Annotated in this window: 16 protein-coding genes and 1 pseudogene; 10 read left to right on the plus strand and 7 right to left on the minus strand. The window is 46.9% G+C overall.

Features of this window, described 5'->3' with window-relative positions; translation table 11 throughout:
- From QUB63_RS28450 to alaS, 3 genes and pseudogenes are all read right to left on the minus strand, one after another.
- Positions 1-592, minus strand: a pseudogene (locus QUB63_RS28450) (CHAT domain-containing protein); the annotation flags it as partial.
- A gap of 24 nt (positions 593-616) precedes the next feature.
- The gene (locus QUB63_RS28455; RefSeq protein ID WP_332948725.1) at positions 617-751 is read right to left on the minus strand and encodes a hypothetical protein; all 135 of its coding nucleotides are present in this window, start codon (positions 749-751) and stop codon (positions 617-619) included.
- A 317-nt stretch (positions 752-1,068) separates the two neighbouring features.
- Entirely contained in the window at positions 1,069-3,720 is a 2,652-nt protein-coding gene (gene alaS, locus QUB63_RS28460; RefSeq protein ID WP_332948726.1) for an alanine--tRNA ligase, read from the minus strand.
- 1,260 nt (positions 3,721-4,980) lie between these two features.
- Between alaS and QUB63_RS28465 the strand changes: the two genes are divergently transcribed.
- The 7 genes from QUB63_RS28465 to QUB63_RS28495 all read left to right on the plus strand — a co-directional run bounded on the left by QUB63_RS28465 (position 4,981) and on the right by QUB63_RS28495 (position 18,859).
- Entirely contained in the window at positions 4,981-5,589 is a 609-nt protein-coding gene (locus QUB63_RS28465) for a hypothetical protein (RefSeq protein ID WP_332948727.1), read from the plus strand.
- A 6-nt stretch (positions 5,590-5,595) separates the two neighbouring features.
- Positions 5,596-8,547, plus strand: a complete 2,952-nt coding sequence (locus QUB63_RS28470; RefSeq protein ID WP_332948728.1) for an OmpA family protein — start codon at positions 5,596-5,598, stop codon at positions 8,545-8,547.
- A gap of 2 nt (positions 8,548-8,549) precedes the next feature.
- Positions 8,550-9,086: a Rab family GTPase gene (locus QUB63_RS28475; RefSeq protein WP_332948729.1), complete on the plus strand. Its 537-nt coding sequence runs from the start codon at positions 8,550-8,552 to the stop codon at positions 9,084-9,086.
- The gene (locus QUB63_RS28480) at positions 9,083-10,633 is read left to right on the plus strand and encodes a PAS domain-containing sensor histidine kinase (RefSeq protein WP_332948730.1); all 1,551 of its coding nucleotides are present in this window, start codon (positions 9,083-9,085) and stop codon (positions 10,631-10,633) included. Before QUB63_RS28475 ends, QUB63_RS28480 begins: the two co-directional genes overlap by 4 nt.
- Positions 10,634-11,084: 451 nt before the next feature.
- Entirely contained in the window at positions 11,085-13,871 is a 2,787-nt protein-coding gene (locus QUB63_RS28485; RefSeq protein WP_332948731.1) for an adenylate/guanylate cyclase domain-containing protein, read from the plus strand.
- Between the two features lie 184 nt (positions 13,872-14,055).
- Entirely contained in the window at positions 14,056-17,748 is a 3,693-nt protein-coding gene (locus QUB63_RS28490) for a PAS domain S-box protein (RefSeq protein ID WP_332948732.1), read from the plus strand.
- A 4-nt stretch (positions 17,749-17,752) separates the two neighbouring features.
- A complete protein-coding gene (locus QUB63_RS28495; RefSeq protein ID WP_332948733.1) occupies positions 17,753-18,859 on the plus strand; it encodes a hybrid sensor histidine kinase/response regulator in 1,107 nt (368 codons plus the stop codon).
- A gap of 432 nt (positions 18,860-19,291) precedes the next feature.
- Here the strand turns inward: QUB63_RS28495 and QUB63_RS28500 are convergent, their stop codons facing one another.
- A complete protein-coding gene (locus QUB63_RS28500) occupies positions 19,292-20,494 on the minus strand; it encodes an NAD(P)/FAD-dependent oxidoreductase (protein ID WP_332948734.1) in 1,203 nt (400 codons plus the stop codon).
- 210 nt (positions 20,495-20,704) lie between these two features.
- On the opposite strand from QUB63_RS28500, the gene QUB63_RS28505 reads away from it, so the two are divergent.
- Together QUB63_RS28505 and QUB63_RS28510 are read left to right on the plus strand one after the other, a co-directional pair.
- Positions 20,705-20,983: a hypothetical protein gene (locus QUB63_RS28505; RefSeq protein ID WP_332948735.1), complete on the plus strand. Its 279-nt coding sequence runs from the start codon at positions 20,705-20,707 to the stop codon at positions 20,981-20,983.
- A gap of 49 nt (positions 20,984-21,032) precedes the next feature.
- Positions 21,033-21,572: a DUF2231 domain-containing protein gene (locus tag QUB63_RS28510; protein ID WP_332948736.1), complete on the plus strand. Its 540-nt coding sequence runs from the start codon at positions 21,033-21,035 to the stop codon at positions 21,570-21,572.
- 65 nt (positions 21,573-21,637) lie between these two features.
- On the opposite strand, the gene cutA is transcribed toward QUB63_RS28510, so the two are convergent.
- The 3 genes from cutA to QUB63_RS28525 all read right to left on the minus strand — a co-directional run bounded on the left by cutA (position 21,638) and on the right by QUB63_RS28525 (position 25,962).
- The gene (cutA, locus tag QUB63_RS28515) at positions 21,638-21,961 is read right to left on the minus strand and encodes a divalent-cation tolerance protein CutA (protein WP_332948737.1); all 324 of its coding nucleotides are present in this window, start codon (positions 21,959-21,961) and stop codon (positions 21,638-21,640) included.
- A 231-nt stretch (positions 21,962-22,192) separates the two neighbouring features.
- Positions 22,193-23,092 carry a pentapeptide repeat-containing protein gene (locus QUB63_RS28520; protein WP_332948738.1) on the minus strand — a complete coding sequence of 300 codons (900 nt, stop codon included), beginning with the start codon at positions 23,090-23,092 and terminating at the stop codon, positions 22,193-22,195.
- Positions 23,093-23,490: 398 nt separating this feature from the next.
- A complete protein-coding gene (locus QUB63_RS28525; protein WP_332948739.1) occupies positions 23,491-25,962 on the minus strand; it encodes a VIT domain-containing protein in 2,472 nt (823 codons plus the stop codon).
- Between the two features lie 289 nt (positions 25,963-26,251).
- Between QUB63_RS28525 and QUB63_RS28530 the strand changes: the two genes are divergently transcribed.
- Positions 26,252-26,340 (plus strand): PD-(D/E)XK nuclease family transposase (locus QUB63_RS28530; RefSeq protein ID WP_332948745.1); only part of this gene is annotated, 89 nt, incomplete at its 3' end.

Below are 26,340 nucleotides of genomic sequence, written 5' to 3' on the forward strand. Positions count from 1 at the left end.
TTTGAGTCCCCGCCCAATCTTGGGGAAAAGCTTCGCGGGTGCGAACTTGTAAAGCAGCTTCATAAAAAGCGATCGCCCTTTCTAAATTATCACCCCTGTCTCCCTTGATTCTCTGGCTGTAAGCAAGTGCCAAATTATTTTGAGTCATTGCCCAATATTCGGGAAAAGTTGGGCGGGTGTAAACTTGTAAAGCAGTTTCATAAAAAGCGATCGTCTTTTCTATATTCTCTCCCCTGTCTCCCTTGATTCTGTTTCTGTAAGCTTCTCCCAAATTATTTTGAGTCCCCGCCCAATCTTGGGGAAAAGCTTCGCGGGTGTAAACTTCTAAAGCAGCTTCAAAAAATAATATCGTCCTTTCCAAATTATCACCCCTGTCTCCCTTGATTCTGGAATAGTAAGCAATACCTAGACAAATGTGAAACATTGCCCACTTTTCTGAGTCAGCTTCGCAGGTAAAAATAGTTAATCCTATATCCAGACAAGCAATCGCAATCTCTATGTTGCTTCGGCGACTGCCTTGCTGAAGACTTGAGATTTTTAGATTGAAATTGTATAAAATATTGGCAATAGTTTCTGCTTTGTCTGCATCCAAGTTGGGCAGGGTTTCAGTTGCCCACTATCGCAAATATTGGGCAAATTCATCGTCTAATAATTCGAGATTGGCTTGCAGGATGGCGGTTTGTTCGTCGCTGTCCCAGGTGAGGAGAGATTGAATCAGGGTGAGATAGGCTTGGCGGCGTTCTTCGTTCATTTTTTACAACCCATGTTTGTAGGATTTTACATTTTTTGCCGGGGGAAATCAAGGGAGTTTTTAACCGCAGATGTTGGCGATGGACGCGGATAAACGCAGATGTAAGGGCCCAAATATGCGGTAGCAGCCTGCGAAGATTCAGGCAGACGGAAGCGATCGAACTGACGATTAGGCCCCGATCCCCCCTAGCCCCCCTTAAAGAAGGGGGGGACAAGATTCCGATCGAAGTCCCCCTTCTTAAGGGGGATTTAGGGGGATCTAGCCTCCGCTATAAACGAGAGATACAAAGAGTTTTAGTCTCCTACAAAAAACCCAGATTAACCCAACCCTTGAACTAACAAATTGCGAGCACTTTCCAACGCTTCCTGCAACTTACTTGCATCGCGTCCTCCAGCCTGCGCCAAATTCGGCCGCCCGCCGCCTTTTCCGCCGCAAATTTGAGCAATTCCCCCGATAAACTTGCCAGCTTGCAATCCTTTTTTATTGACTTCGGGACTAAAAGCTGCCACCAAACTTACCTTATCCGGTTCAGGAATTGATGCCAAAACAACCGCAGCACTTCCTAACTTTTGCTGCAATCTTTCCGCCGCAGTTTTCAGCGCTTCTGCATCCACATCTCCCAATTGAGCTACAATGATTTTGAATTCGCCGAGATCCTCAGCCGCACTCAGCAACTGGTCGGATTTCGCGATCGCCAATTCCGACTTCACAGCAGCCAAATGTTTCTGAGTATCCTTCAACTCATTCTGCAAATTAGTAATCCGGTTCGGCAATTCTTCAGGCTTCGCCTTAAATCGATCGCCCAAATGGCGCACCACCTTATCCCGCACGTTCAAATAGTCCAAAACAGCTTGACCGGAAACCGCTTCAATCCTGCGAGTTCCCGCCGCTACCCCCGCTTCGGAAACAATCTTAAACAGCCCGATTTCTGCGGTATTGCTGACGTGAGTTCCGCCGCACAATTCCATCGAAACGCCGGGAAAATCGATCACCCGCACCACGTCGCCGTACTTCTCGCCAAACATCGCAGTCGCGCCTTTTTCCCTCGCTTGGGCGATCGGCATTTCTGCAACGACCGCAGCGTGCGCCTCAGCAATCCAACTATTAACTAAATCCTCAATTTTCTGCAACTCTTCTGCTGTGACAGCGCGCGGAGAATTGAAATCAAACCGCAATCTCTCTGACGATACCAGCGAACCAGCTTGCGAAATCGAATCGTCCACAATTTTCCGCAAAGCTGATTGTAATAAGTGAGTTGCTGTGTGGTTGGCCTGAATGCGCCGACGGCTGCTATTGTCAATTTTCGCAGTAATACTATCGCCAACTCTCAGCGTTCCCCGTTCCACCAAGCCGAAATGCACGAAGAAATCCGATTCCTTCTTCACATCCTCAACTCTCACCAACAAACCATCACCATTATCTCCGCTTTTCAAATAACCTTTATCCCCAATTTGTCCGCCGGATTCAGCATAAAACGGCGTTTGGTTCAAAACAACTTGTATCTCAGTCCCGGCGGCTGCTTCCTCCACAGATTTGCCGTCAACCAAGATAACTTCCACCTCAGCTAAACTCGACAATTCAGCATAACCGACAAACTCAGTTCCTTGGATTGTTTCAGCCAACTTATCCAAAGAACCCTGCACGGTCAAATCGATAGTTTGGCGAGCATCTTTAGCGCGAGTTTGCTGTTCCTTCATTGCCCTTTCAAATCCGTCCAAATCCACAGAAATTCCCTGTTCCTCAGCAATTTCTTGAGTCAGTTCTAAGGGGAAACCGTAGGTATCGTAAAGAGTGAAAGCATCTTGACCGCTGATTTGTTGGTTTGCTTGCTGTTTTGTGCGATCGACAATTTCCTCCAGCAGCTTCTCTCCGCGTTCCAAAGTCTTGAGAAACTGCGCTTCTTCCCTTGCCAATTCCGCCTTAATTTGACCTTCCCGCCGCCGCACGTTTGGATAAGCTGCTTCCGAAAGGGCGATCGCACTTTCAGCCACCCGCACCGTAAATTCGCCCTGAATTCCAATCAGCCGCCCGTGGCGCACCACCCGGCGAATCAACCGGCGCAAAATGTAACCCCGACCAACATTCGACGCGCGAATTTCGTCCGCAATCATGTGCACCACAGCCCGAACGTGATCGCCAATTACTTTCAGCGAAACCTTGACTTTTTCATCGCTATTGTGGTAATCAATCCCGGCAATTTCCGCCGCCGATTGAACGATCGGGAAAATCAAATCTGTTTCGTAATTATTGGGGACTTGCTGGAGGATTTGCGCCATCCGTTCCAGTCCCATGCCAGTATCAATATTTTGATTTTGCAGCGGTGTTAAATTGCCCTCTGCATCTTTATTGTACTGCATGAAAACCAGGTTGTAGAATTCAATAAACCTGCTATCATCTTCGAGGTCAATATTGTCGCCTCTCTCTGGGTAGAAATCATAGTAAATCTCCGAACAGGGGCCGCAGGGGCCAGTCGGGCCGGATTGCCAGAAATTGTCATCTTCTCCCATGCGCTGAATCCGATCGCCCGGAATGCCAATTTCATCGCGCCAAATCGCAAAAGCTTCGTCATCTTCTCGGAAAACGCTAACAACCAAATTCGACGCTGGTAAACCGAAAACTTCCGTGGAAAGTTCCCAAGCCCAAGCAATTGCCTGTTTCTTGAAATAATCCCCGAAACTGAAGTTCCCCAACATCTCAAAAAACGTGTGGTGGCGGGCGGTGCGGCCGACGTTTTCGATGTCGTTGGTGCGGATGCACTTTTGAGAAGTCGTCGCGCGCGGTGATTCGGCGGTGCGCTGTCCGAGAAATATCGGCTTGAATTGTAGCATTCCGGCGATCGTCAGCAGCACTGTGGGATCTTCCGGCACCAAAGAAGCGCTGGGCAAGATTTTATGTCCCCGCTGGGCATAAAAGTCGAGGAATGTTTGGCGGATTTGGCTGCCACTGAGAAACTTAGGAGAAATAGACATGACAAGAACTGTTAAGTATGTAAAGATGTAGCAACAATAGAATTTATAGGAATTAGGCACGGGTGTCCAGAAACCGGGTTTTTCAACCAGAATAGTTGCTTAAAATCCTCAATAGGAGTGAAAAAACCCGGTTTCTTTGCGGGCAGCCGTGCGTGAGTCCTAACTTACATCTATGTGGATATTTATATCATTATACTTAGTAATGTAAAGACCTATCAAGTTTTGCAAATTGTGCTTTACTCCTCCCAAAGCTCGTGCTAACTTAAGAATAGACACCGGGACAGAAAGAAACAGGAGGTCGCTATATTTAGAAGCAAAGTTCAAGGATATAGACATGGTGTCTCCGGTCTAGATTCCGAGGCGCGGCCGAAATTAACCGAACACAACTTGGAATAGTGGCGACACTGCCATCGCGCAGTCAAGCCAAACCGCAGTCGAGTCAGACTTATTGTGCTTGCGGATTAAAAGTAAAGCTGCACAAGTTGTAAACCCTAGTAAGTAATTGTTCTCTACCGGAAAAACATCTCGTTTGTTAGAAAAAACAAAGTTCTCATATTATTGGGTCTGGTCGCTGTCGATCGGGCCCTACGCTTTTTTATAGGGAAAGGGAAAGGGGAAGAGTCCGAGGAGGAGAGGGGGAGAGTCCGAGGGCGAGAGGGGACAGAGGGGAGCATCCTGATTTTGTAAACAGCGTTTTTGTTTGAGCGCGATCGTCCGGCTCGCTTGCTGATATGTAGCGAGATATCCGGCTCGGAGTCCTGTGACTCGATCGATCGAGCTTTCGAGTTATATCTTATACATGACAAGCGATCGCCCCCGCCCGCTTTTTGCCGCGGCTCCGGCGCTGTGGCATTAGGCACGGTCAAAGATGCGATATCATTGAAAAGTCAGTACAAGACATGAAAACCTACCTCGCTGTCTGGAGGAAAATCTACGATTGAGGAGCTTGCTGCAAGGCAAGGATAGCAAACCGCTATTTTGGGGAGCCTCGTTGTGGCTCTGATGATTGCCTCCAAGAACCTGAATTTCACGGAAATTTAGAGTTAAACTTCTCAAGACTCTCATCCCCCACTTTCGGGGTGGGAGTGTCTCAAAGTCGAGCTGTGCCTCAAAAAGCCCCTGTATCTGACAACTGTCACCAATAACAGTCAAAGTCAGTAGCACGTATGAAGGGCCTGCTGCAACGGTTCGACTAGCAGTTTAACAAAAAATATAGTACAGTTCTTAAATTCACAATTTTGGGAGATTCGAGGTAAAATCATGGCAGAAATAACCAAAGAAGAAATGCGCGAACGCCTGGGAAATATTGACCAGATTCGCGATATCATTTTCGGGGCGCAGCTTAGAGAATACGACAATCGTTTTGATAAAATAGATTCCGACTTGTCGATGATGCAGCAAGATACGCAAGCTCGCATCGAACAGGTGAAAACAGTTCTGTCCACAGAAATGAGGGCGGCAGTTGATTCGTTAGAAAAGAAAGTTAAATCGCTCACCTTAAACACGCAAGAAGAAAGCGCCGATCTCCGGCAGCAAATCGATCGCGTTAACCGCAAATTCTCCAGCAGCATAGAAGCCCTCGACGAGGCTATAGACAATCAAACCAGTTCGATTCGGGACGAACTCTCCCAAAGCAGAGAGCGACTCTCCGAAGAAACCCGCACTCTCAAAACACAGGTTTTTGAAGAACTCGACCGGCGCTTTTCCATGCTCAGAGATGTTAAAGTTTCCAGAGACGACATGGCAGAAATTCTGTTTGAACTCGGCATGAGGCTCAAAGGAACAGAATTTGTGCCCGAACTTAAAGGCGTTGCTGATAATAAGTTAAATAACGAATTTCTGTTACCGGAGCGCCACCATCACGGATAATAACGCATGGCTTTACCGAAAGAAAATCCGGAAGTTGAAAATCAGCTAGAGGGTTTTGTTTCTCAACCTGACGAGTCTGCTGCCGAGGCAGCAATCCAGCTAGAACCCTTGCTGAATCTGTTGCTCGATCTCAAAATTCTTGCTGGTTCAAACCAGCAAAATCCAGAGTCCGAAGGTGACAGCAGCAGCAAAAACAGTCAAGCTGGGGCCCTCGGCGGGTTGATTGATGTGTTAGGTATTTCTGAGCAAGAGCAAGAGGAAATTGCAGCCGTCGGGCCACCCCCGGGCTCTCGCCCATCCGAAGGTAACAGCAGCAGCAAAAACGATCGAGCTGGGGATCTCGGCGGGTTGATTGATTTGTTAGGTATTTCTGAGCAAGAGCAAGAGGAAATTGCAGCCGTCGGGCCACCCCCGGGCTCTCGCCAATCCGAAGGTAACAACAACAGCAAAAAAAATCAATCTGGGGCCCTCGGCGGGTTGATGGATTTGTTAGGTATTTCTGAGCAAGAGCAAGAGGAAATTGCAGCCGTCCCAGAAACAGGCTCTCGCCAACCCCAACCTACTGATTCCCCGGCTGTTGCAGGCGAGTCGAAAAGTTGGCTGTTCGCTACTCACAAACTCAACACTTCAGAACTGGAAAGAAACTATTCCTCAGCTAAAACAATAGATGTTTCCGCAGATGTTTCGGATTTTGAGAGAGAATCGCCTCACTTGACTGTTTCAGATGCTCCGCAGCACCTACAGGCGGAAAAATCCGAGGAGTTCGAGATTGCTTTAGAGGATTTGTCCGATCGCCAAACTCAGGCACCACCCGCAGCAACTGAGCCGAATGCCCCTGTTCCCAGACTTTCACAGCCGTCAGAAAAAATATATGTAGATGCGGTGGTTGCTTCGCTGCCATCGATGCCACAGTTGCAAGAACAGCCCACACCGATATCCCAGCGAGCAGAAATATTAGGCGAAATTAAACAAGACTTAAATGAAGCCGACAACGCGATGGGAAGGCTGCAAAATCTGATTTTTGGCTCGCAAATGTCGGAGATCGAGCAAGTGAAAAATCTCTTGGCACAAAATGACTTGCCCGGGGTGCGCCACCTGCTGGCAAGCATCGACGATAAATTAGGAAAACTCGAGCACCAAATCTACGATCCCCAAGAATTGATCGCGCTGATGCTGCCTTGGATCGCAGAAATTCTCAGCCGCAAAATTGCCGATTCCAGAGAAGAAGTTGTCAAGGCGATCGTGCCAATTATTGACGAAGTGATTAGGGCAAAAACTGTCGAAAACAAGTCGGCAATGAGCTCTGCAATTGCTGAGCTGCTCCCCGACGCACTTTCTCAACAAATAGTCAATTCGCCTGCGGATATTGCTAAGGCGATCGCCCCAGAAATGGGCCTGGCCATTAAAGAGCAAATTCGCCTCGACCAAGAGTCGATCGCCCAAGCCCTCGCCCCGGAAATGGGCAAAGCGATTACAGCCCAAATATCCCTCGAACGCGACTCAATGGTGGATGCTCTCTATCCCGTCATTGGCAGTACGATCTCTAAATACATGGCAGAAGCTATTCAAACTATCAACGAAAAAGTCTCAAATAGCTTAAGCATGGAAGGAGTAGGACGCAAAATTCGCTCCCAAGTACAAGGAGTCTCCGAAGCTGAATTAATCCTCAGAGAATCAATACCTTTTACCGTCCAAGCAGCATTCTTAATTCACAAAGCATCAGGCTTGGTAATTTCCGAAGTTCAAAACTCAGAAACCTACCAGTTAGAATCAGAAATGGTAGCAGGAATGCTCACAGCTATTCGCAGCTTTGTGAACGAGTGCATCGTTCAGCCCGGAGAAATTTCGGAACTCAATCAAATTGAATACGGCGACTCCAAAATCATGCTAGAAGTAGCGGGATACTGTTACATGGCAGTCGTGATTAAAGGAGAACCCCCAAAGTCGTTCATCAACAAACTCCGGCAAACAGTTAGTAATCTGATCCTTAATTACGCTAAATTAATTCACGAGTTTAACGGCGATCCCGGTACTATACCGGACTCTCTGCACCCGTTTATCCAAAGTTTATTCGACCCGGTGGAAAAGGAAAAATCAACAAAACCCCCCTTCGTGCTGATCGGCCTGACCGTGGCAGCGCTAAGCTTAATTTTAGTACCTTGGGGAATTCATCAGCACCGCCGGAGCATTGACCGCCCCCTTGCAACTAATGCCGCTTTAGCTTTAGCCTCGACCCCAGAATTAGCGGTTTACCGCTTAAACGCCGACGTTGACGGCAACACTCTCAAGTTAACCGGAAAATTGCCAAATCGAGAATTGCGGGAAAAAGCCGCAAAAATAGCCGCCTCAAGTGCACCCAATCTGCAATTAGACAATCAAATTATTGCTGTAGATGTACCTCCAGATCCCGTTTTGACGGCGGGTGAAGTGCAGCGGATCACCGCTGTTTTGAACCGCTTGTCGGGCGTTTCTATTTCTAGTCGGTATGGCGATCGCAAAGTTACAGTAGAGGGGACAGTCATCGAGGGCGCAGACGCCGAGAAAATTGCCCAGTCCCTGAAGCAAATTCCCGGCGTTGAGTCGGTCGTCAGCACTGTTAAACTAGATCCGCTCAAAATTGCCACCCGCATCTACTTCGACCAAGGAACGACAACATTAGACTCAACATCGGGAGAAATCCTCGCCAGTGTCAAAAGTTTCATGGATCAATATCCTCAAAAACATATTAAGATAATTGGGCACAGCGATCGCACAGGGGAACTTGCCACAAATCACCAGTTGTCGCTCAGGCGTGCCGCAGCAGTGCGAGATGCTTTGGTGCGGCAAGGTGCTGACCCGAAGCGCCTCGAAGCGGTTGGTAGCCCCAATCCTCCGGCCGGGGTGGAACCCAATCAACCGCTACTTTTAAGCAGATGCGTGCTATTTGAACCAATAACTAAGAGCATAAACAGCAAATAATTATGTCAGTTACTATATCTAAAAAAATGTGCATGATCGGCGACTTTGGCGTCGGCAAAACCAGCCTGATCCGCCGTTTTGTCGATCGGCAATTCAGCGACGAGTACCTCTCGACAGTCGGAGTGAAAATTTCCCGCAAAAGTATCGTATTAGAAAACACAAAACAGCAGGAAATCGTCACAGCACAGTTGCTAATTTGGGACTTAGAAGGGCATACAAAATTCAAAGGAATCGCACCGACTTACTTGCAGGGAGCTAGCGGCGTTTTAATAGTTGCCGATGTCAGCCGCACCGAAACAGTGGAGCGAATCTCGGAACACGTTAAGCTTTTTTCTTCAGTCAACCCCAAAGGGTCAATAATCGTCGCTTTGAACAAAGTAGACTTGATTGACGAGGAAAAATTGGCGCTGCTAGTCGAAATCTCGCACTCTATCGGTCAAGACAAAGTAATAGCAGTTTACACAACATCGGCTAAAACAGGCAAAGACGTTGACGAAATCTTCCACAAACTAGCTTACACAATGGTAGAACAAGCATGAACCCCCTTTTTAAGAAGCTCTTGGGCCCGCGACAAACAGAGTATCTAATAGTAAATCACAATTTCATCATTCAAGAAACCTCCGCCGAAGTGCAGCATTATGCCGATACTCCGGGCGACGCGATACCGGGCGCAGATGCTCGCATCAGTTTTCCCGAACTGATTGGGATTGAAAATATCCTGATGTCGATCGTGATGGGACGGCGGCCGAGCTTTGAACTCAAAGGTATCGCTCGGTTTGCCGACAACAACCGCCCTTTATACTTTGATATGTTGGCTGTAGAGCATGAAAACGAACAAGATATGGCAAGTAATTTGCTAATTTTGATTGAAGATGCCACCGAAAAAATGGTGATGAAGCAATCCTTGATGCAGAGGGCGAATGAAGCTAATCTTTTGCTGAGCGCCTTAGCCGCTTCTAAAGATTATATAGATAAAGTGATTCGCTCGATGGGCGATGCTTTGTTGGTGACAACAACATTAGGAATTATCAAAACAGTCAATCAATCAGCCCAAGGGTTATTTGGGTACAGCGAAACAGAATTGCTCGACCACCCACTCTCCATAATAGTAGTCGAAGAAACATTGCTTTACCAAGCTCGCCACCGCTATATTTTGTCTCAAAAAGAGCTGCTCAGAGAATTGGAAGTAGTCTGCACTACTAAAGCAGGAGAAGAAATTTGGGTAGAATTTTCCTGTTCGGCAATTCAGACAGAATTAGAGGGACTTTATGATTTCATCTATATTGGCAGGGACATCACAGAACGCAAGCAAGAAGACATAGAAATTCGCCGCTCTTTGGCAAAAGAGCAAGAACTCAGACAGGTAAAATCTCGTTTTTTCTCGATGCTCGCTCACGAATTCGGCAATCCTTTAAATACAGTATTATTTGCTACTCAAATCCTCAAAGAATACGGCGACGCAATCACCCAAGCGGAAAAACAAGAATACCTCGAACACGTTAAATCAGCATCTAAACACATGGCTCAGCTATTAGATGACGTGCGGTTGCTCAGCAGCGCCGAAGCAGGAAAACTCCAATTCAATCCCGCACCAGTTGACTTGCGAAAATTTTGCAGCGAGTTAGTAGAATCAATTAAAATTAGTTACGGAAAAAATCATAGAATTAACTTTAATTGCCGAAAAGCTATTCCGCCGGCGAAAAAACCCGGTCGGGAGTCGGAGGAAACACAACACTGGCCCGCACTCGATTCCAAATTGCTGCGGCACATCTTGACAAATTTGCTGTCAAATGCTGTCAAATATTCGCCGATCGACAGCTATATTGATTTTCAATTAAATTATCATAGTGAAGAAGCTATATTTAAAATAAAAGACGCGGGCATTGGCATTCCTATAGAAGACCAAGAACAACTGTTTGAATCTTATTACCGAGCCCAAAATGTCGGAAAAATACCCGGTACAGGACTGGGTTTATCCATAGTTAAACAGTGTGTAGACCTGCACGGAGGTCAAATCGAATTTTCCAGCGACACAGGGCTAGGCACTACCTTTGTAGTCACAATTCCATTTGAAAAACAGAGGTAGTACCATTTGGGAATGGGGAATGGGGAATGGGGAATTGGGCAAGCAGGGCAAGCAGGCCAAACCGGCCAAACCGGCCAAACCGCGCACGCAAGCATACCTCACTTTTTTGAGAACCGCTATAATACGATTTTCCATTTTGCGATTTTCCATTTTTCGATTTGGGAATGACCCCGCCCAAAAATGAGTACCGTGCCACCTACGCGAGCTTGGCTGGTCGAGCCAAAAATTTTAGACAAAAGTTCACGCTGCCAGATTCATCTGTGAAGTAAATCTCAAATCGAAAAATCTCAAATCGACCAATGACTAATGACCAATGACTAATGACCAATGACTAATGACCAATGACTAATGACCAATGACTAATGACCAATGACTAATGACGGCAGGACTAATGACGGCAGGACTAATGACTATCACGAACAGAGGGCGCGTTCACTACTAAAAATCCTACATGAAAACCCTATTAAAAAAACTGTTGGTTCCCCACCACTTGGAGTACCTAGCACTGGATAGAGACTTTTTAATCCAAGAGACATCTCTCCAAGTGCAGCGCTTTGCCGACTGTCCCGAGGAAGTAGCGGCCGGCAACGATGTCCGCATTCCCTTTCCCGAACTGGTGGGAACTGAAGAAATTTTAATCGATATTTTTGAAGGGCGGTTGCCAAATTTTGAATTAAAAGCGATGACGCGGGTATTAGAAAATGGCTCGCGGCTTTATTTTGATATGTATATCGTCGAGTTCAGCAATGACGATAATTGTCAGAGATTAATTGTATTTTTTGAAGACGTAACCGACAGGATGGGTTTGGAACAAACTCTAGTCCAAGCTACCAATGAAATGAATATTTTATTGAGTACCTTAGCGGCTACTAATAATTATGTTGAAAAAATTATTACTTCAATTGCCGAAGTTTTGTTGGTAACAACGGCCTCGGGAAAAATTAAAAAAGTCAATCAAGCGGCTCAAGATTTGTTCGGTTACAGCGAATCAGAATTAGTAGGTCAGCAAATAGACACCCTTGCTGCTGAGGGCGCATCTTTACAAGCAGTCAGCCAAGAGTCGCCTCAACAATCTCAAACTAACACTGAAGTAATTTGCACGGCAAAAACGGGAGAAAAGCTCACAGTTTCCTTTTCCTGTACGGCGATTCCGACCGACATGAAAAGTATTTCTGCAACTTCTGCGGCCCTCCAAGATTTTGTGTACATCGGCCGCGACATGACAGACAGACAGCGAGCCCGCAAGCGAAAAGTAGCTCAGTACGTCACCACTCACATCCTCTCTACATCCGAAACAATCAAAAAAGCTCTAGAAGCAATTCTCCCCGCAATTTGCGACAGTTTGGGGTGGGAGACTGCCGAACTTTGGATGCCGGAAGCTGGGGAAACACTGCTGTTAGGAAGTAAGAGAATAACTGCTATTTCCGACCCCAATTCGCTTCGCTGCGTCGCCAGTTGGACAAAACCCTCAGTTTCCATCCCCAAATTTGCCGAATTTGCCCAACAAATGACCTGTGGATTCGGCGAAGGATTGCCCGGTCTCGTTTGGGCCAGCGGTTCGTCTCAGTGGATTGCAGATGTCACAGAAAGCGACAGTTGTCTGCGCCGAGAAATCGCCGCAGAAGAAGGACTGCACGGAGCTTTTGGCTTCCCAATTTTGGGCGACTACGAGCAGGAAAATTCTGAAAAGTCTGTGTTGGGGGTGATGACTTTTTTCAGCCGCGAAGTGCAGTGTTTTGATGAAGAATTGCTCCAGACAATGGCAACAATCGGCAGCCAACTCGGTCAATTTATCAAGCGCAAGCAAGCGGAAATAGCTTTGCGGGAAAGCGAAGAACAATTACGAGACTTATTTGAAAATGCTACTGACTTAATTCAAAGTATTGGAGCCGACGGTCATTTTTTGTATGTAAATCGGGCTTGGCGGGAAACTCTGGGCTACAGCGAAGCCGAAATTGCTCAAATGACTGTTTTTGATATCATTCATCCCAACAGTTCCCCAGAGTCGATGGATATATTATATCAAGCTTTTACGAAAAAAACGGTCAATGAAAATACATTTTATCCGCACTCTATTCAAGTAATATTTATTACTAAGAATCACGAACAAATTTTGCTGGAAGGTAGCATAAACTGTAAGTTTTTGGAAGGTTCGTTAGTAGCGATTCGCGCTATTTTGCGAGATATTACTGCTCGCAAGATGGCGGAAGATGCTCTAGCAAAATCTGCGTCCTTGCTGCAAGCAACTTTTGATTCTACTGCTGACGGTATTTTAGCTATTGACAGGAGCGGAAAAATAGTTACTTTCAATCGCGAATTTGTGGAAATGTGGGGCGTACCTAGCGATGTGATGGCGCTGCGAGACGATGCAACAACGATCGCCTTTGTGCAGAACCAACTCAAAGACCCGCAAGCATTCCAAGAGAGAATAGAATCGCTTTACGACCAGCCAGAAGCCGAAAGTTTTGACTTGTTGGAATTTCAAGACGGCAGATTTTTTGAACGCCATTCGGAACCGCAGCGGCTGGGAGATAAAATTATCGGTAGAGTCTGGAGTTACCACGACATTACGGAACGCAAGCAAGCAGAAGATGCCCTGCGGGAAGAACAAGAAAAATCGGAAAAGCTGCTGTTAAATATCTTGCCGAACCCAATAGCAGAACGGCTCAAACAAAACGAAACTACTATTGCTGAATACTTTCCGGAAGTGACTGTTTTGTTTGCAGACATTGTGGGGTTTACTGCTTTGTCTGCTGTCATGAATCCGATCGACCTCGTGGAACTCCTGAATAAGATTTTCTCAGGATTCGATTTGTTGTGCGAACAGCACGGCCTAGAGAAAATCAAGACAATCGGGGACGCATACATGGCGGTAGGAGGGCTGCCCTACCCTCGGGCTGACCATGCAGAGGCGATCGCCCAAATGGCCCTAGATATGCAAACTGAAATAGCTCGGTTTAATGGTGAGAATAAGAAATATTTTAGCATCCGCATCGGCATCCACAGCGGCCCGGTTGTTGCCGGAGTAATTGGCATCAAAAAGTTTATTTACGATTTGTGGGGCGATACGGTAAATATCGCTTCCCGCATGGAATCTCATGGTTTGCCTTGGCGGATTCAAGTCAGTGAAACTACTTATCACTTATTGAAACACAAATATTTGCTTGAAGGGCGCGGAACTATTGAAGTTAAAGGTAAAGGGGGTATGAAAACTTATCTGCTTGTTGGTAAAAAATAAGTTGAGTCAGCAGTCAGCAGTCAGCAGTCAGCAGTCATGTTTTGCGAGCACACAAGAGCTCGCCAACAGTAGTCAGTAGTCATTAGTCAGTAGTCAGTAGTCATTAGTCATCAGTCATCGGTCATCTGGCTGATGACTAAAAGTGTTGCTAAAGTTAGTTAGGAATACTTTTTGGCCAAGAGTTATGGAACTTGCTAATTTGTCGGTAAATTTACGATCGCCCAACGAATTTGTCGATCGCCCAACGGTGACAGTTGCGCCCTCAACTTCCGTCGGGGAGGCGATCGCCCTGATGCGTCGGGAGCCAAACACTTGCCCGCTTCCCGACTCAAACGCAACGGTAAAAGCATCGATTAGTTGCGTCTTAGTTGTCGAGGAAAATCAGCTAGTCGGACTGCTAAGCCCGCCAGATGTGCTGAACTTAGCCACCGAATACGGATGGCAAGAAATGAAAGTTGCCGACGCAATGACGCGGAATTTAATAGTCTTAAAAGAATCTGAATTTACAGATATTTTGACCGCATTTAAGCTATTTTGTCAACATTCGATCGATTGCTTGCCAATTGTGGACGAACGGGGTCAACCAGTAGGTTTAGTCAGCGAAGAAAGGATGCGCCCTGAAATTTACAGCCTCGTCAAAATGTTGCAAGAAGAAATTGTAAAACTTCAGCAAAAACTGTGCGAACTCCAAGAAAGCAAGTCAGAAATCGAAAAACAAGTCAGCGATCGCAAAAATGCCGAAAATGCCCTGCAGCAGAGCGAGGCGCGCTACCGGGCGATTGTGGAAGACCAAACCGAACTGATTTGCCGCTACCTCCCCGACGGTAAAATCACATTTGTCAATCAAGCTTACTGCCGCTATTTCGGCGTGGAGCCGTTCGACTTGCTCGGTAACAGCTTTATGCCGCCGATCCCAGAAGCAGACCGAGAAATTTTTCAAGAGCAATATGCTTCTGTGTCTCCCTCTAACCCTGTTTTTACTTGCGAACACCGAGTAATTTTGCCTCTGGGGGAAATTCGCTGGCAGCAGTGGATCGATCGGGCTATATTCGACGAAAGCGGACAAATCGTCGAGTATCAAGCTGCGGGCCGGGATGTCACGGATCGCAAACTTGCAGAAATCGCTTTGCAGCAGCTCAATACAGAATTAGAACTGCGAGTTCAGCAGGCCAATGAATCCTACGACCAGGCAGTATCGGCGGGCAAAGTGGGGGTTTGGGACTGGAATTTGGAAACCGACTTTATCGACATCGATCGGTCTTTGAAAGCTTTGTTGGGCTATCAGGACGCAGAGATTCCCAACCTCCGGAAAAATTGGATGTCTCTGGTTCATCCCGAGGATCTAGTTGCAGTCTGGGAAGCAGTAAATGCTTATCGAGAGGGTGTGACAGAAATTTTTGAAGTCGAACACCGGATGCTGCGCTCTGACGGCAGCACCTGCTGGATGCTTGCCCGCGGCAGTGCGGTGCGATCGCCGCTGGGCAAGGTTTGCCGCCTGACGGGTACTGACACCGACATTACCGAACGCAAATTGACCGAAGAAAAGCTGCAAAACTCCGAAGCCGAACTGCTGGCGCACTTTAATGCCATGACGGATATCGTGCTGGTTTTCGATGCAAGCGGCCGCTACCTCAAAGTCGCCCCCACGGCTGCCCAACTGCTGTACAAACCGGCTGCTGAAGTGCTGGGCAAAACCCTCGCCGAAATCTTGCCAGAAACGGAAGCTAATTTTGTCCTCGGCCACATTCGCCAAACCTTGGCATCTGGGGAAACCCACAGAGTTGAATACAGCATGGAAATTGAGGGCAAGTTAATCTGGTTTGATGGCAGTGTTTCGCCGCTGGGGGTCGATCGAGTGATGTGGGTAGCCCGAGACATTACCGCTCGCAAACACGCAGAAGCTGCGCTGCAAAAGAGCGAGGAAAAGTTTCGCAATTTGTTTGACGATGCTCCGATCGCGATCGGTTTGGCAAGCGTGCGCGACTACCGCACGATCGAAGTGAATGAAGCTCACCGCCAGATGTTAGGCTACAGCGATGAGGATTGGGCGGTAATGAGTTTCGCTGATGTCACCCACCAGGAAGATTTAGAAGCAGATTTAGAGCAAGTCAAGCAGTTGGTTGATGGCAATATTTCTCGCTTCCAAATGGAAAAACGCTTGATTAAGAAGAATGGCGAGTTGGTGTGGGCAAACTTGACGGTGACGCCGCTCCGCGACGGCGAGGGCATTCCTCTCTACAGCATGGCGGCGATCGAAGATATCACTTACCGCAAGCGGGCAGAAATGGAATTGCAGCAGTTAAAAGAACGCCTGCAATTTTTACTTGCTTCTAATCCTGCGGTAATTTTTACTGCCGCACCGGCGGGGGATTATTGTACTACTTACATCAGCGACAATGTTAAGGCAATCGTTGGCTACGACCCCCAAGAGGTGTTAGCTGATTCTAACTTTTGGTCGAGCCGCATTCACCCTGAAGATCTGCCGCAATTTATAGTAAACTTTTCTGCTTTGTCCGAGGGAAAAAATTGCATTTGCGAGTACCGCTTTCTGCACCGAGACGGAGTTTACCGCTGGCTGCGGACGGAACTGAAACTATTGGTTGACAGCAAGGGCATTCCCCTCGAAATTATTGGTTACGCCGCCGATATCAGCAATTCTAAATGCGCCGAAATAGCTTGGCGGCACCAGTTCGAGCAAGAACGGCTAGTGGAGGCGATCGCCCGCCGCGTCCGCCAGTCTTTGCAATTAGAGGAAATTCTCAACACCACGGTTGCCGAACTCCAGCAAGTCTTGTTAGCCGATCGAGTTTTGGTTTATCAAATTTTACCGGAAAGCGGCGGTTTAGTCATTGCCGAAGCGGTGGCAGAAGGATGCAGCCCACTGGTGGATAGATGTTTTGGCGAAGAGGTTTTTCCTGCCGAAAATTATCAGCTTTATTTGCAAGGGCGAATTTGTGCGATCTCCGAACTAGATGACCCCTGCATTACACCTTGTGTGGTGGAGTTTATGAAAGAAATTGAAGTTAGGGCTAAGTTAGTCGTGCCCATTGTTCAGCACGGCCAACTTTGGGGATTGCTGATTGCGCACCAGTGCTCTGGGCCCCGGGAGTGGCAAGAATGGGAAATGAATTTATTTCAGCAGTTGGTGAATCAATTGGCGATCGCCATTCAGCAATCTCTACTCTACCAGCAACTGCAAGCTGAATTGAGCGATCGCTTCCAAGCGGAAGCAAATTTGAAAAACTCCCTCAAAGAAAAAGAAATTTTGCTCAAAGAAATTCACCACCGCGTCAAAAACAACCTCTGCGTAGTTGCCAGTCTGTTAGAATTGCAATCTAACACAGTTGCCGACCCCCCAACCGCCAAAATGTTTGAAGAAAGTCAGAACCGCCTTTACTCTATGGCTCTGATTCACGAGAAACTGTACCGATCGACCAACCTGGCGCAAATTAATTTTGGCGAATATCTCGAAGATTTGGTAACTAACTTGTTTCACTCTTACAATATTAGCGACAACCGCATTCTGTTGCAGGTAATAGCTGAACCAATTTCCCTAAATATTGAGACGGCTACTCCCTGCGGTTTAATTGCTAATGAATTGGTTTCAAATACCCTGAAACACGCTTTTCCTGATGGCACGAGCGGTACAGTTAGTGTAGAATGCTATCAAACTGGCGATCGGGAAATCCACCTTTTCGTTAAGGACAACGGCCTGGGCTTTCCTCAAAACTTAGATTTTAGGAAAACTCACTCAATGGGCTTTCAAGTTGTCTGCACTTTAACCGAGCAGTTAGAAGGAACCATCGAACTGTTCAGACAAACAGGCACAGAATTTTACTTAAAATTTCACGAATTAAACTACTTTAAAAGGTTTTAAAATCATGAATGTGAACGAAAAAGCAATTAATATTTTGATAGTAGAAGATGAATTATTAATCGCTAAAAATTTAGCCCATAAATTAGAAAAATTGGGATATCAAATCGCCGACATTGTTTCTTCAGGAGCCGAGGCTATCCAGCGCGCAGGCGAAATTAAACCCGATTTAATCTTAATGGATATAGTCATAAAAGGTGATATGGATGGTATAGCAACAGCAGCAATAATTCATCAAGAATTAGATATCCCAATTATCTATACAACTGCCTATGCTGACGACGAAACTTTGCAGCGAGCCGAAAATACTGGTTCTTACGGCTACCTCCTCAAACCTTTTAAAGAACGAGAACTGCACGCCACCATCAAGATAGCGCTGAGCAAACATCAAGAATCAGTTAAAATGCAAAAAACTATAGCACTAACAGCCGCTAAAAGCGAAAATAGAGCGCGATTTGTTTCAATGGCATACCACGATTTAAACACTCCTTTAACTACCATACAGCTCTCGGCTGAAATGCTGGAAGATAGCGAATTGCCTAGTCCGCCAGGAACTACCAATAAAAATATCGCTCGCATTAAAAAAGCGGTCAGCAATATGAGTGAATTGCTGGAAGATATTTTAATGCTCAGCAAAGCAGAATCAGGCAAACTTTCCTTGAATGTAAATCAGCTAAATGTGACGGAGTTCTGCACCTCTATTTTAGAAGAACTGCAACCGATAGTCACCGACAAACACTTCGTAACTTTCGTCGCCCAAACAGAGCGGCTTCACGCCAATCTCGACGCAAAAATGCTGCACCACCTCCTGACTAATTTGCTTTCAAACGCTATTAAATATTCTCCCAAGGGCGGCAATGTAAGTTTAGAATTAAGCTGCGAAAACCAGCAAATAATATTTTGCGTTCGAGATGAGGGAATTGGGATGACAGCGGAATATGAAGGAAAACTATTTCAGCAGTTTGAACGGGGTGCGAATGTAGGCAAGATTAAAGGATCGGGTTTGGGACTCTGCATTGTCAAACACATAGTTGACCTGCACGGGGGTACAATAAATGTGGAAAGTGCGATCGGTAAAGGTACTACATTTATTGTGGCGCTGCCTTTTTTTTAGTCATTAGTCATGAGTCATTAGTCGTTGGTCATTAGTCATTGGTTATTAATTGGTAAGACCCCAAAATATAGTATCTACCAATTTTCATATTCTAGATGTATTCTTGTCTGAGGGAATCCGTAGGGGCGGGTTCGCCAACCATCTATAATTAACATCCAAAATATTAATAAACCCGCCCCACCCAACCAACCAATTCTGATTATAGGACAGGTTTTTAAGTATTTGCGATGGGAGGGGGCGGGTTTTTGAGTCCGGCGATTTGATGATTGAAATTCGGGTGAACCCGCCCCTACCAATCTTGATATTTTAGATGTATTCTTGTATTAGCGAATCCGTAGGGGCTGGTTTCACGAACAATCTATAAATTCCAACTAACAATATACATAAACCAGCCCTCTCCACTAACAGTTAAAAGCTAACAGTTAAAATTAGTCATTTTTCAGCAAATCTATTCGGAGATAAAAGCTCGTGAAGCGAAGCTATCCCGAAGGGAATCGCCCAATCTTTTTCTCCCGCAGCCGAATTTGCAAATCGCTCAGCCAAAGCAGGTACGATCGCCAAAGGATTGCTCAAACCCGAAAAAACGTGCAATCCCGGGCGAGCTCCAATTTCCCCCACTACAGGCAGCCGATCGGCGCTAAATGCCACAATACAATCGTGCCAAGTTGCGGGTAAATTTGCCACTTCAGGCAAAACCTTGCCGATACCTGCACGAATTGCCGTTTCGCTGGTTTCGCGATCGACTTTAGCATTCAAATCGCTCAAAGTGCGAGACAATTGTCCGATCCGCAAACTCCCGTCATTAAACCCAATTGCACCAGCATCTAAAATCGGCGGTAACAACTCCTTACCCGGTTCATCCCAAAGAAAATCCACCTCAATTTTACTCGATTCAGCTTCCAATTCAAAACGTTTTAATACCGCAGGCATCACCAAAGTCCTGAGTTTCAAATCCACAGGCGCCGTCTCCAAAATCTCGGCGCGAGTAAAATAAACTCCCGCAGAAATACCCGCCGCCTTCAGCAAACTCCGACTCCAACCTCCAGCACAAATCACCGCATTTTCGCAAGCGTAAGTTTCTTGTACCGTCTGGACTCCCGAAATCCGATTTTTGTCTGTTATTAAATTAGTTACTTCAGCAATTTCTAGAGTTCCTCCCAACCGCAAAAACCCTTGACAATAAGCTCGATTTGTGGCAGTAGGCGAAATGTGACCGTGACGGACAGTCAAAGCTCCGGCGATCGCACTTTTGTTCAGCAAAGGCTCCAACTCGCCAGCTTCTGCAACGCTCAAAAGCTGCGGAGGAATGGCAAAATGCGCGTAATTTGCCGCTATTTTTTCAGGATCGGCGCCCGCATCAATTGTCAGCAACAAATCCAACTCGCGAAACTCAGTATCAGCATCTAATTGGGCAGATAAATTGCGGTGGCGTTCGATACCTTCTGCACACAATTGGCGAGTTAAATCAGTCGTACCCGACCAATAAGCCAAGCCGCCGTAACTAAAACGAGTAGCATTTTGCATGGTAGCATCTCGTTCCAAAAGCAGCACAGCAAAACCTTTTTTTGCGAGTTCGTAACTCACCGCTGCACCAGTAATTCCGCCGCCGACAACAATCCAATCGTAACTTTTCATGGGCAATTCACAGGGAAGGAAGAAATAATGCTTTGATTTTAGCTTAGGTTGTTTCGGAACAGGCCCCAAAGTCTATACCTATAGGAAGAGGCTGCCTGCGATCGCCCTAACAGAAACTTCCACCCCTCGGGAGATGTTTGCGGAGGGAGATTTTTCGTTCAATAGTAGCAATTACAAGCAGCAGAAAATTAGGAATACCAGAGAGGTTTTATGAGTATCGACAAACCGGGCAGAGATATGGAGCGCACTGTCAATCCGGGCGATCGCATTTCCGACGAACCGCAAAGCATCGAAGAAAAAGCCCAGCAACTGGCAGTTGACCACGTGCCCGACATCACAGGAGATACAGTTACAGTTCCAACTTACGTGATCGTAGAAGAACCCGACGGGGAAAAGAAAGCTTTGCACCACGTCAAAGACGCCGAGGAAATTTCCGACGTAATTCGGCAGGCCCGCGTTGACGAAAATGGCGAGCGGATTTGGGATTAAGTTCAATCCAATAAAAACGGGTTTTGTACAAAATTTATCGCTAGAAATCATGGAAACAAATCAAAGAAATAGTACGCCCTATCCCAATATTCCGCCAATTCTCGAAAGTGACGAGAGAGAGTATCGCGACGCCGGCATTACGAGTACAGTTTCAGTTGCAGGCCATCCGCTTCACCCCGTCATCGTCATCTTTCCGGTAGCCTTTTTAGTAGGAGCAGCCGGCACCGACATCGGTTATTGGCTGACAAGCGATTTGTTTTGGGCGAGAGCTTCGGTTTGGCTGATCGGTGTCGGTTTTGGTGCGGGGATTTTGGCCGCAATCACGGGCTTTTTAGATTTTTTCAAAGTTAAAAGAGTGCGCGAACGCAGTGCTGGCTGGTTGCACATGGGCGGCAATGTGGCGGCTATGGTACTTTCCCTGATTAACTTGGTGTTGCGACAAGGAAATCCGGCTGAGCCGATCGTCTTTACAGGTTTAGCAATATCGATCGTCGTTGCAGCCTTGCTGGGCATTACAGGCTGGTTCGGCGGCGAACTAACTTTTCGCCACAAAGTCGGCGTCATCGGCCCTACCAGTCAAAATATGTAGGTTTCCGACCGTTTGTAGTGGGGACTTCAGTCCCTCTAGATAAGATAAATTAGGACTCTTCGTCCTCACTGCGAACCTAAAGATTGTTCGAGCCAATTCAGATAAGCCTCGCTGCCAGCGATAATGGGAATAGCAATAATTTCGGGAACTTCATAGGAATGGAGTTCCCGAACTTTTGTTTTTAAAGCCTCAAATTTAGCCAAATCTGTTTTAATCAGCAACTGCCACTCCGACTCGGCATGAATCTCGCCTTGCCAAGTATAAATAGAGCGAATTGGCGACAAACTCACACAAGCAGCCAGCTTGTGTTCAACTAGAGATTTAGCAAGATTCTCCGCCTCCGCCTCCGAGCCGGCAGTTACCAGCACCACCCCAAAATTAACAGTCATAACGATTTTAGATTGTAGATTTTATATTTTAGATTGATTTGAACAGAAAACCTCGATCGCATTCCCTGGTAGGGAAACCTCTAATTTCTCTGTTGCAATGTTTTTGATAATTGATATAAGATTGAGTATTGTAGCAAAAGTTTTTAAATTGGTATTAGTTTTTAGTTGTCATTGGTTGATAACCAACAATTCTCAATTTCCCATTACCAATTACCCATTACCAATTCCCAATCACCCATTTTTAACTTCCGCAACTTCCCAAGAATTGACTCTGCACGCCCCAGCTAAAGAAAAGTAGCGCCTCGTAGATGCCGGCAAAATAGCTCCCGCCAACAAAGCATTATCTAAATTAGCTCCTATTAAAGTCGCCTCACTCAAATCTGCCGCCATCAAATCAGCTTGACACAGCTTTGCCCAATTCAGATTTGCCCCTCTCAAACAACTTCCCCTAAACTTAGCCCCAGTTAAGTTTGCTCCCGCCAACTTCACCCCCCGCAACTGAGCCGCGCTGAAATTCGCCCCCGCCAAATTCGAGCCTTCCAAATTAGCTCCCATCAGTTTCGCTTCGCTGACGTTGACGCCGCTCAAATCTGCACCGCAGAGATTCACCCCTGTCAACTGCGCTCGCCGCAGACTGACTCCGGTTAATTGAGCTCCAAAGAGTTTGGCACTGTTGAGCTTTGCACCGTAAAGGTTTGCCCATTTAAAATTAGCTCCCGTCAGGTTGGCGCCGAGCAAGTTAACTAATTGCAAGTCGGCGCTGCACAAATTGGCATTCCACAACACAGCACTCCGCAGGTTGGCGCTGGTTAAAGTTGCGCCGCTTAACTTTGCTCTCGGCAATTTTGCTTTTACCAAGAAAGCTCCGCTCAAATTAGCTTTTGTCAAATCTGCGCCTGAAAGTTTGGTTTCGCCCATTTTGGCAAAACTCAGATTTGCTCTGTGCATCTGTGCGCCTTTGAGCGTTGCTTTGGTGAGAAACGCCCTGCTGAGGTTCGCCCCGGAAAGATTAGCCCGCTCCATGTTGACTCCGATTAAGATGGCTCCGCTGAGGTTGGCTCCGCGCAGATCGGCTCCAGCAAAGTCTCTTTGTCCTTTTTCGTAATTGTTGAGCAGTTCGCAAACTTCCATAGGGCGTGATACCTTCTCTGATAGGGGGGTTTCGATCGAGAAATCTTTACTCTTAGGGTTGTTTCAGAAATTCTACTGTTACAAAAATTAGACTGTTTCAGCGTTGGCCTCAAACGGTATAACTTCTGTTAACATCACTTTCTGTTCAAAAGCGATCTCTTAATAAAGATTTTATATTGTTCTCTCGGTAGAGAGCCCGGTTTCGGTACTTTTGAATTAAAAGTTAATGTTTCGTGACATAGATAGTTATTCCTTAACGATCGTCCTCATCTTAGATCCGGCTTAAATGCGATCTCAAGACCAAAGAAACCGGGTTTTTCACCTAATCTGAGGGCTAAGCGAAAGATTTTTGCAACAAAACCCGGTTTCTGACCTCCCCGGAGTCCAGGACTATATTGTTAACGCGGCTGTGGGTTCGCTTGCAACCTGACGAAGATCGTGCCCTTGAATCCTGCGGGAGGTTGCCAGGAAATCAAGGCTGCTTTGAGAGTCTCAATGGCGTCTGTTGCTTGCATGGTCGAGGTTTTAGTGTCGATCGCCACTCGCGCCACGCGGCCGTTTTCTACCGAGATTTCCCACGCCGTAAAGCCGCTAACCCCCGGCGGGAGATTGACAGATTGCAGGTATTGATTCAGAGATGCGATCGCCCCAGCATCCAACCCGATCGCGCTGGCTACTTGCAAGCGAGCAGCAAATTGCTGCTGGGGGGGTGGCTCGCTGTAAGGGGCTTGCCGCGCGCGAGGAGCTGGCGCTGGCAGTGCAAAACCGCGAGTCGGGGTAACACTGCGAACCCCGCCTCTTGTTTGCTCGCCCTCCTCCCGCTCGAAAATACCCTCATAGCTGACACCCTGCGGCAATTCCACAGGCACTTGCACGCGACGACGAGATCCGTCAGGTTCGACTCGCACTTCGGAGCTCACAGCCACCAAAGCCGTGTATTCCGACAGCAAGTGATAAGTCAGAGCAGTATTAGTCACAGCTTCCACCAGAGAAGGAGTCTCGCCGCCAAACATTTGATTCATTAAATCTTGAATGCGCGATCGCCCCCAAAGTTGAGCTACCGCCGGATTGCCAAAATCTGTAACAGTTGCTGCGACTGAAGTTGACTCCCGCTGCCGCCCGCCGGAGCGATCGAAATTAACAGGTAAAATCTGCTCGTAAGCTTTGCCGCCGGCTTGAGTGCCGCGGATGCGAAGTTGGCCGGGGGCTCGATCGGTCTTTTTGCCAAACAAAACCAGCGGCTGACTCGCAAACAAATCCGGCGGTGCGATCGGATAAATCTCCGGTTTTTCCCCCGTTCCTTCCCAACTAATTTGAATATCAGTCAATACCGGATTGTTAATTTGACTAAAAAACTTTTCTGCTGCGGATGCTGACGGTTCATCTTGACGAATTACTTGAGACGTGCCTCTTCCCACTTCGGCCAAACGGTTGAGCAAAAACCGATTCACCGAACCGCCGACACCAAAACTATAAAGTCGATTTCCCGGTTTCAGACTCCGCTGCACCAGGGCCAGCACTTCTTTTTCATTGCCAATGTAACCGTCAGTAATTAGTACAATACTCCGCAGCCTTCCCGTTGCCGCCTCCGGAAAATTCATCACTGCTTGAATGCCGTTCAGCAGTTCAGTGCCGCCGTTAGCCTGCAACTTGTCGATATAATTAATTGCGCTTTGTCGATTTTGGGCAGTATTTGCTAAAGGAGTAGTTGAAAGCGCTTGCGCCGTATTGGCAAAATCAATAATTGTAAAAGTATCGTTGGGATTGAGCCCTTGAATGAAGCGGCGCATCAACTCCTTAGATTTTGCCAGCGGTTCGCCCTGCTGAGAGCCGGAAGTATCCATCAGAAACACGACATCTTTCGGTACAATTTCATTAGCTTTATAATTTAAAGCCGGAATCAAATAAGTAGCAAAATGCCCGCCCCGCTTGTCGGATTGAGTCAAGATTGTTGAGCGGGTATTTTCGCCCGCTACTCGATAGCGCAAAATTAAATCTTTATTGGGAATTGTGTCAGAATTGGCTAATTGGACTTGCACAATGTTGCCGCTGCGGTCTGTGGTAATTTGATGGGAAGTAGAGCGGACATCGCCGATCGCAACTCCGGCATCTATTTCTACCTTCACGGCGATATCGTGACCCGATCGCGTGCCGGGAAACAAAACAGGCGGGTTAATGCGATCGGCATCGGTCGTATTTTGCGAAATATAGCGCGGGCCTACCACTGTGGGAAACACAAATTCGTAATCGCCGCCGGCAAATTTGAGACTCTCGGTGTAGCGAATCGTAACTTCAATCTTTTCTCCCGGTTTGATATTAGCCAGAGACTGAGTAAAAATATTAGATCGTTCTTGTTCCAACAAACCCGCAGTCCGGCCTTGCTCTCGGGCTTTTTGGTAAATTTCCAAAGCCTCCTCGCGGCGTTTGATATCAGCTTTAATAGTGCGATCGCCGATTTTAATTTCCATGTCGTCCACCGCCGCTTCGTCGGGCAGAGGAAATACATAAACAGCTTCTAAAGATTCGGGAAAAGGATTTTCAAATTTCTGAACAACTTCGACGCGGGAGATATTGCCGGCAATTTTCGCTTTAACTTCAGTCCGCTTGAGAGGAAAGACTTGTTCTCTGGCTGTATTTTGAGTCTTGACGAACAAACCGCCGACTGCACAGCGAGTTTCGGGCGATCGGGCCCCGTTGCAACTAACATCGTTACTAGCGAGGATTTTCGGCGGCCCCGACGAATAAATTTGCCCGGGAGCATTGGCCGCGGCCCCATTGGGAGCGAGAATAGCGCCGCACTCGATCGCCCAGAGCAATGCGATACCAGCAGAAAGCAACCGTTGAGGGGATAGAACGCAGACAAACTTCATAGCTGTTTTTTTTAGCAGACTTGAGGTGCTCTGTCTACCATGACCTTACCATTCGCGAAACGTTCCTGAGTTAGCTGTTTGGGAAAAATGACTGAGGGGCTGGGTCGATTTGAGATTTTCCATTTTTCGATTTTAGATTGACTCTCCAGGCGCGGACTCAGGGCTGGCATCCATCTGGGGGGTGGGTTTGGGCGATGTCCGCGAACCCAACCGACAAAATTGTATAATAGTTAGATAGCTTAAATAACACTAACCTCAACTTATCAACCTCTAATAAATTCAAAAAGCCATGAGTTTTATCAACCCCAAAACCGACTTTGCCTTTAAAAAAATCTTCGGCTCTGCTGACAGCAAAGACATTTTGATTAGTTTCTTAAA

Source organism: Microcoleus sp. ARI1-B5 (assembly GCF_036705795.1).
GTDB lineage: Bacteria > Cyanobacteriota > Cyanobacteriia > Cyanobacteriales > Microcoleaceae > Microcoleus.

What these genes read in the sequence shown, in the direction of transcription:
- QUB63_RS28470 (WP_332948728.1), top strand. Translation starts at nt 5,596, where the DNA reads ATGGCTTTACCGAAAGAAAATCCGGAAGTTGAAAATCAGCTAGAGGGT.
- QUB63_RS28480 (WP_332948730.1), top strand. Translation starts at nt 9,083, where the DNA reads ATGAACCCCCTTTTTAAGAAGCTCTTGGGCCCGCGACAAACAGAGTAT.
- QUB63_RS28485 (WP_332948731.1), top strand. Translation starts at nt 11,085, where the DNA reads ATGAAAACCCTATTAAAAAAACTGTTGGTTCCCCACCACTTGGAGTAC.
- QUB63_RS28490 (WP_332948732.1), top strand. Translation starts at nt 14,056, where the DNA reads ATGGAACTTGCTAATTTGTCGGTAAATTTACGATCGCCCAACGAATTT.
- QUB63_RS28525 (WP_332948739.1), bottom strand. Translation starts at nt 25,962, where the DNA reads ATGAAGTTTGTCTGCGTTCTATCCCCTCAACGGTTGCTTTCTGCTGGT.
- QUB63_RS28465 (WP_332948727.1), top strand. Translation starts at nt 4,981, where the DNA reads ATGGCAGAAATAACCAAAGAAGAAATGCGCGAACGCCTGGGAAATATT.
- QUB63_RS28455 (WP_332948725.1), bottom strand. Translation starts at nt 751, where the DNA reads ATGAACGAAGAACGCCGCCAAGCCTATCTCACCCTGATTCAATCTCTC.
- QUB63_RS28495 (WP_332948733.1), top strand. Translation starts at nt 17,753, where the DNA reads ATGAATGTGAACGAAAAAGCAATTAATATTTTGATAGTAGAAGATGAA.
- cutA (WP_332948737.1), bottom strand. Translation starts at nt 21,961, where the DNA reads ATGACTGTTAATTTTGGGGTGGTGCTGGTAACTGCCGGCTCGGAGGCG.
- QUB63_RS28500 (WP_332948734.1), bottom strand. Translation starts at nt 20,494, where the DNA reads ATGAAAAGTTACGATTGGATTGTTGTCGGCGGCGGAATTACTGGTGCA.
- QUB63_RS28520 (WP_332948738.1), bottom strand. Translation starts at nt 23,092, where the DNA reads ATGGAAGTTTGCGAACTGCTCAACAATTACGAAAAAGGACAAAGAGAC.
- QUB63_RS28505 (WP_332948735.1), top strand. Translation starts at nt 20,705, where the DNA reads ATGAGTATCGACAAACCGGGCAGAGATATGGAGCGCACTGTCAATCCG.
- QUB63_RS28475 (WP_332948729.1), top strand. Translation starts at nt 8,550, where the DNA reads ATGTCAGTTACTATATCTAAAAAAATGTGCATGATCGGCGACTTTGGC.
- alaS (WP_332948726.1), bottom strand. Translation starts at nt 3,720, where the DNA reads ATGTCTATTTCTCCTAAGTTTCTCAGTGGCAGCCAAATCCGCCAAACA.
- QUB63_RS28510 (WP_332948736.1), top strand. Translation starts at nt 21,033, where the DNA reads ATGGAAACAAATCAAAGAAATAGTACGCCCTATCCCAATATTCCGCCA.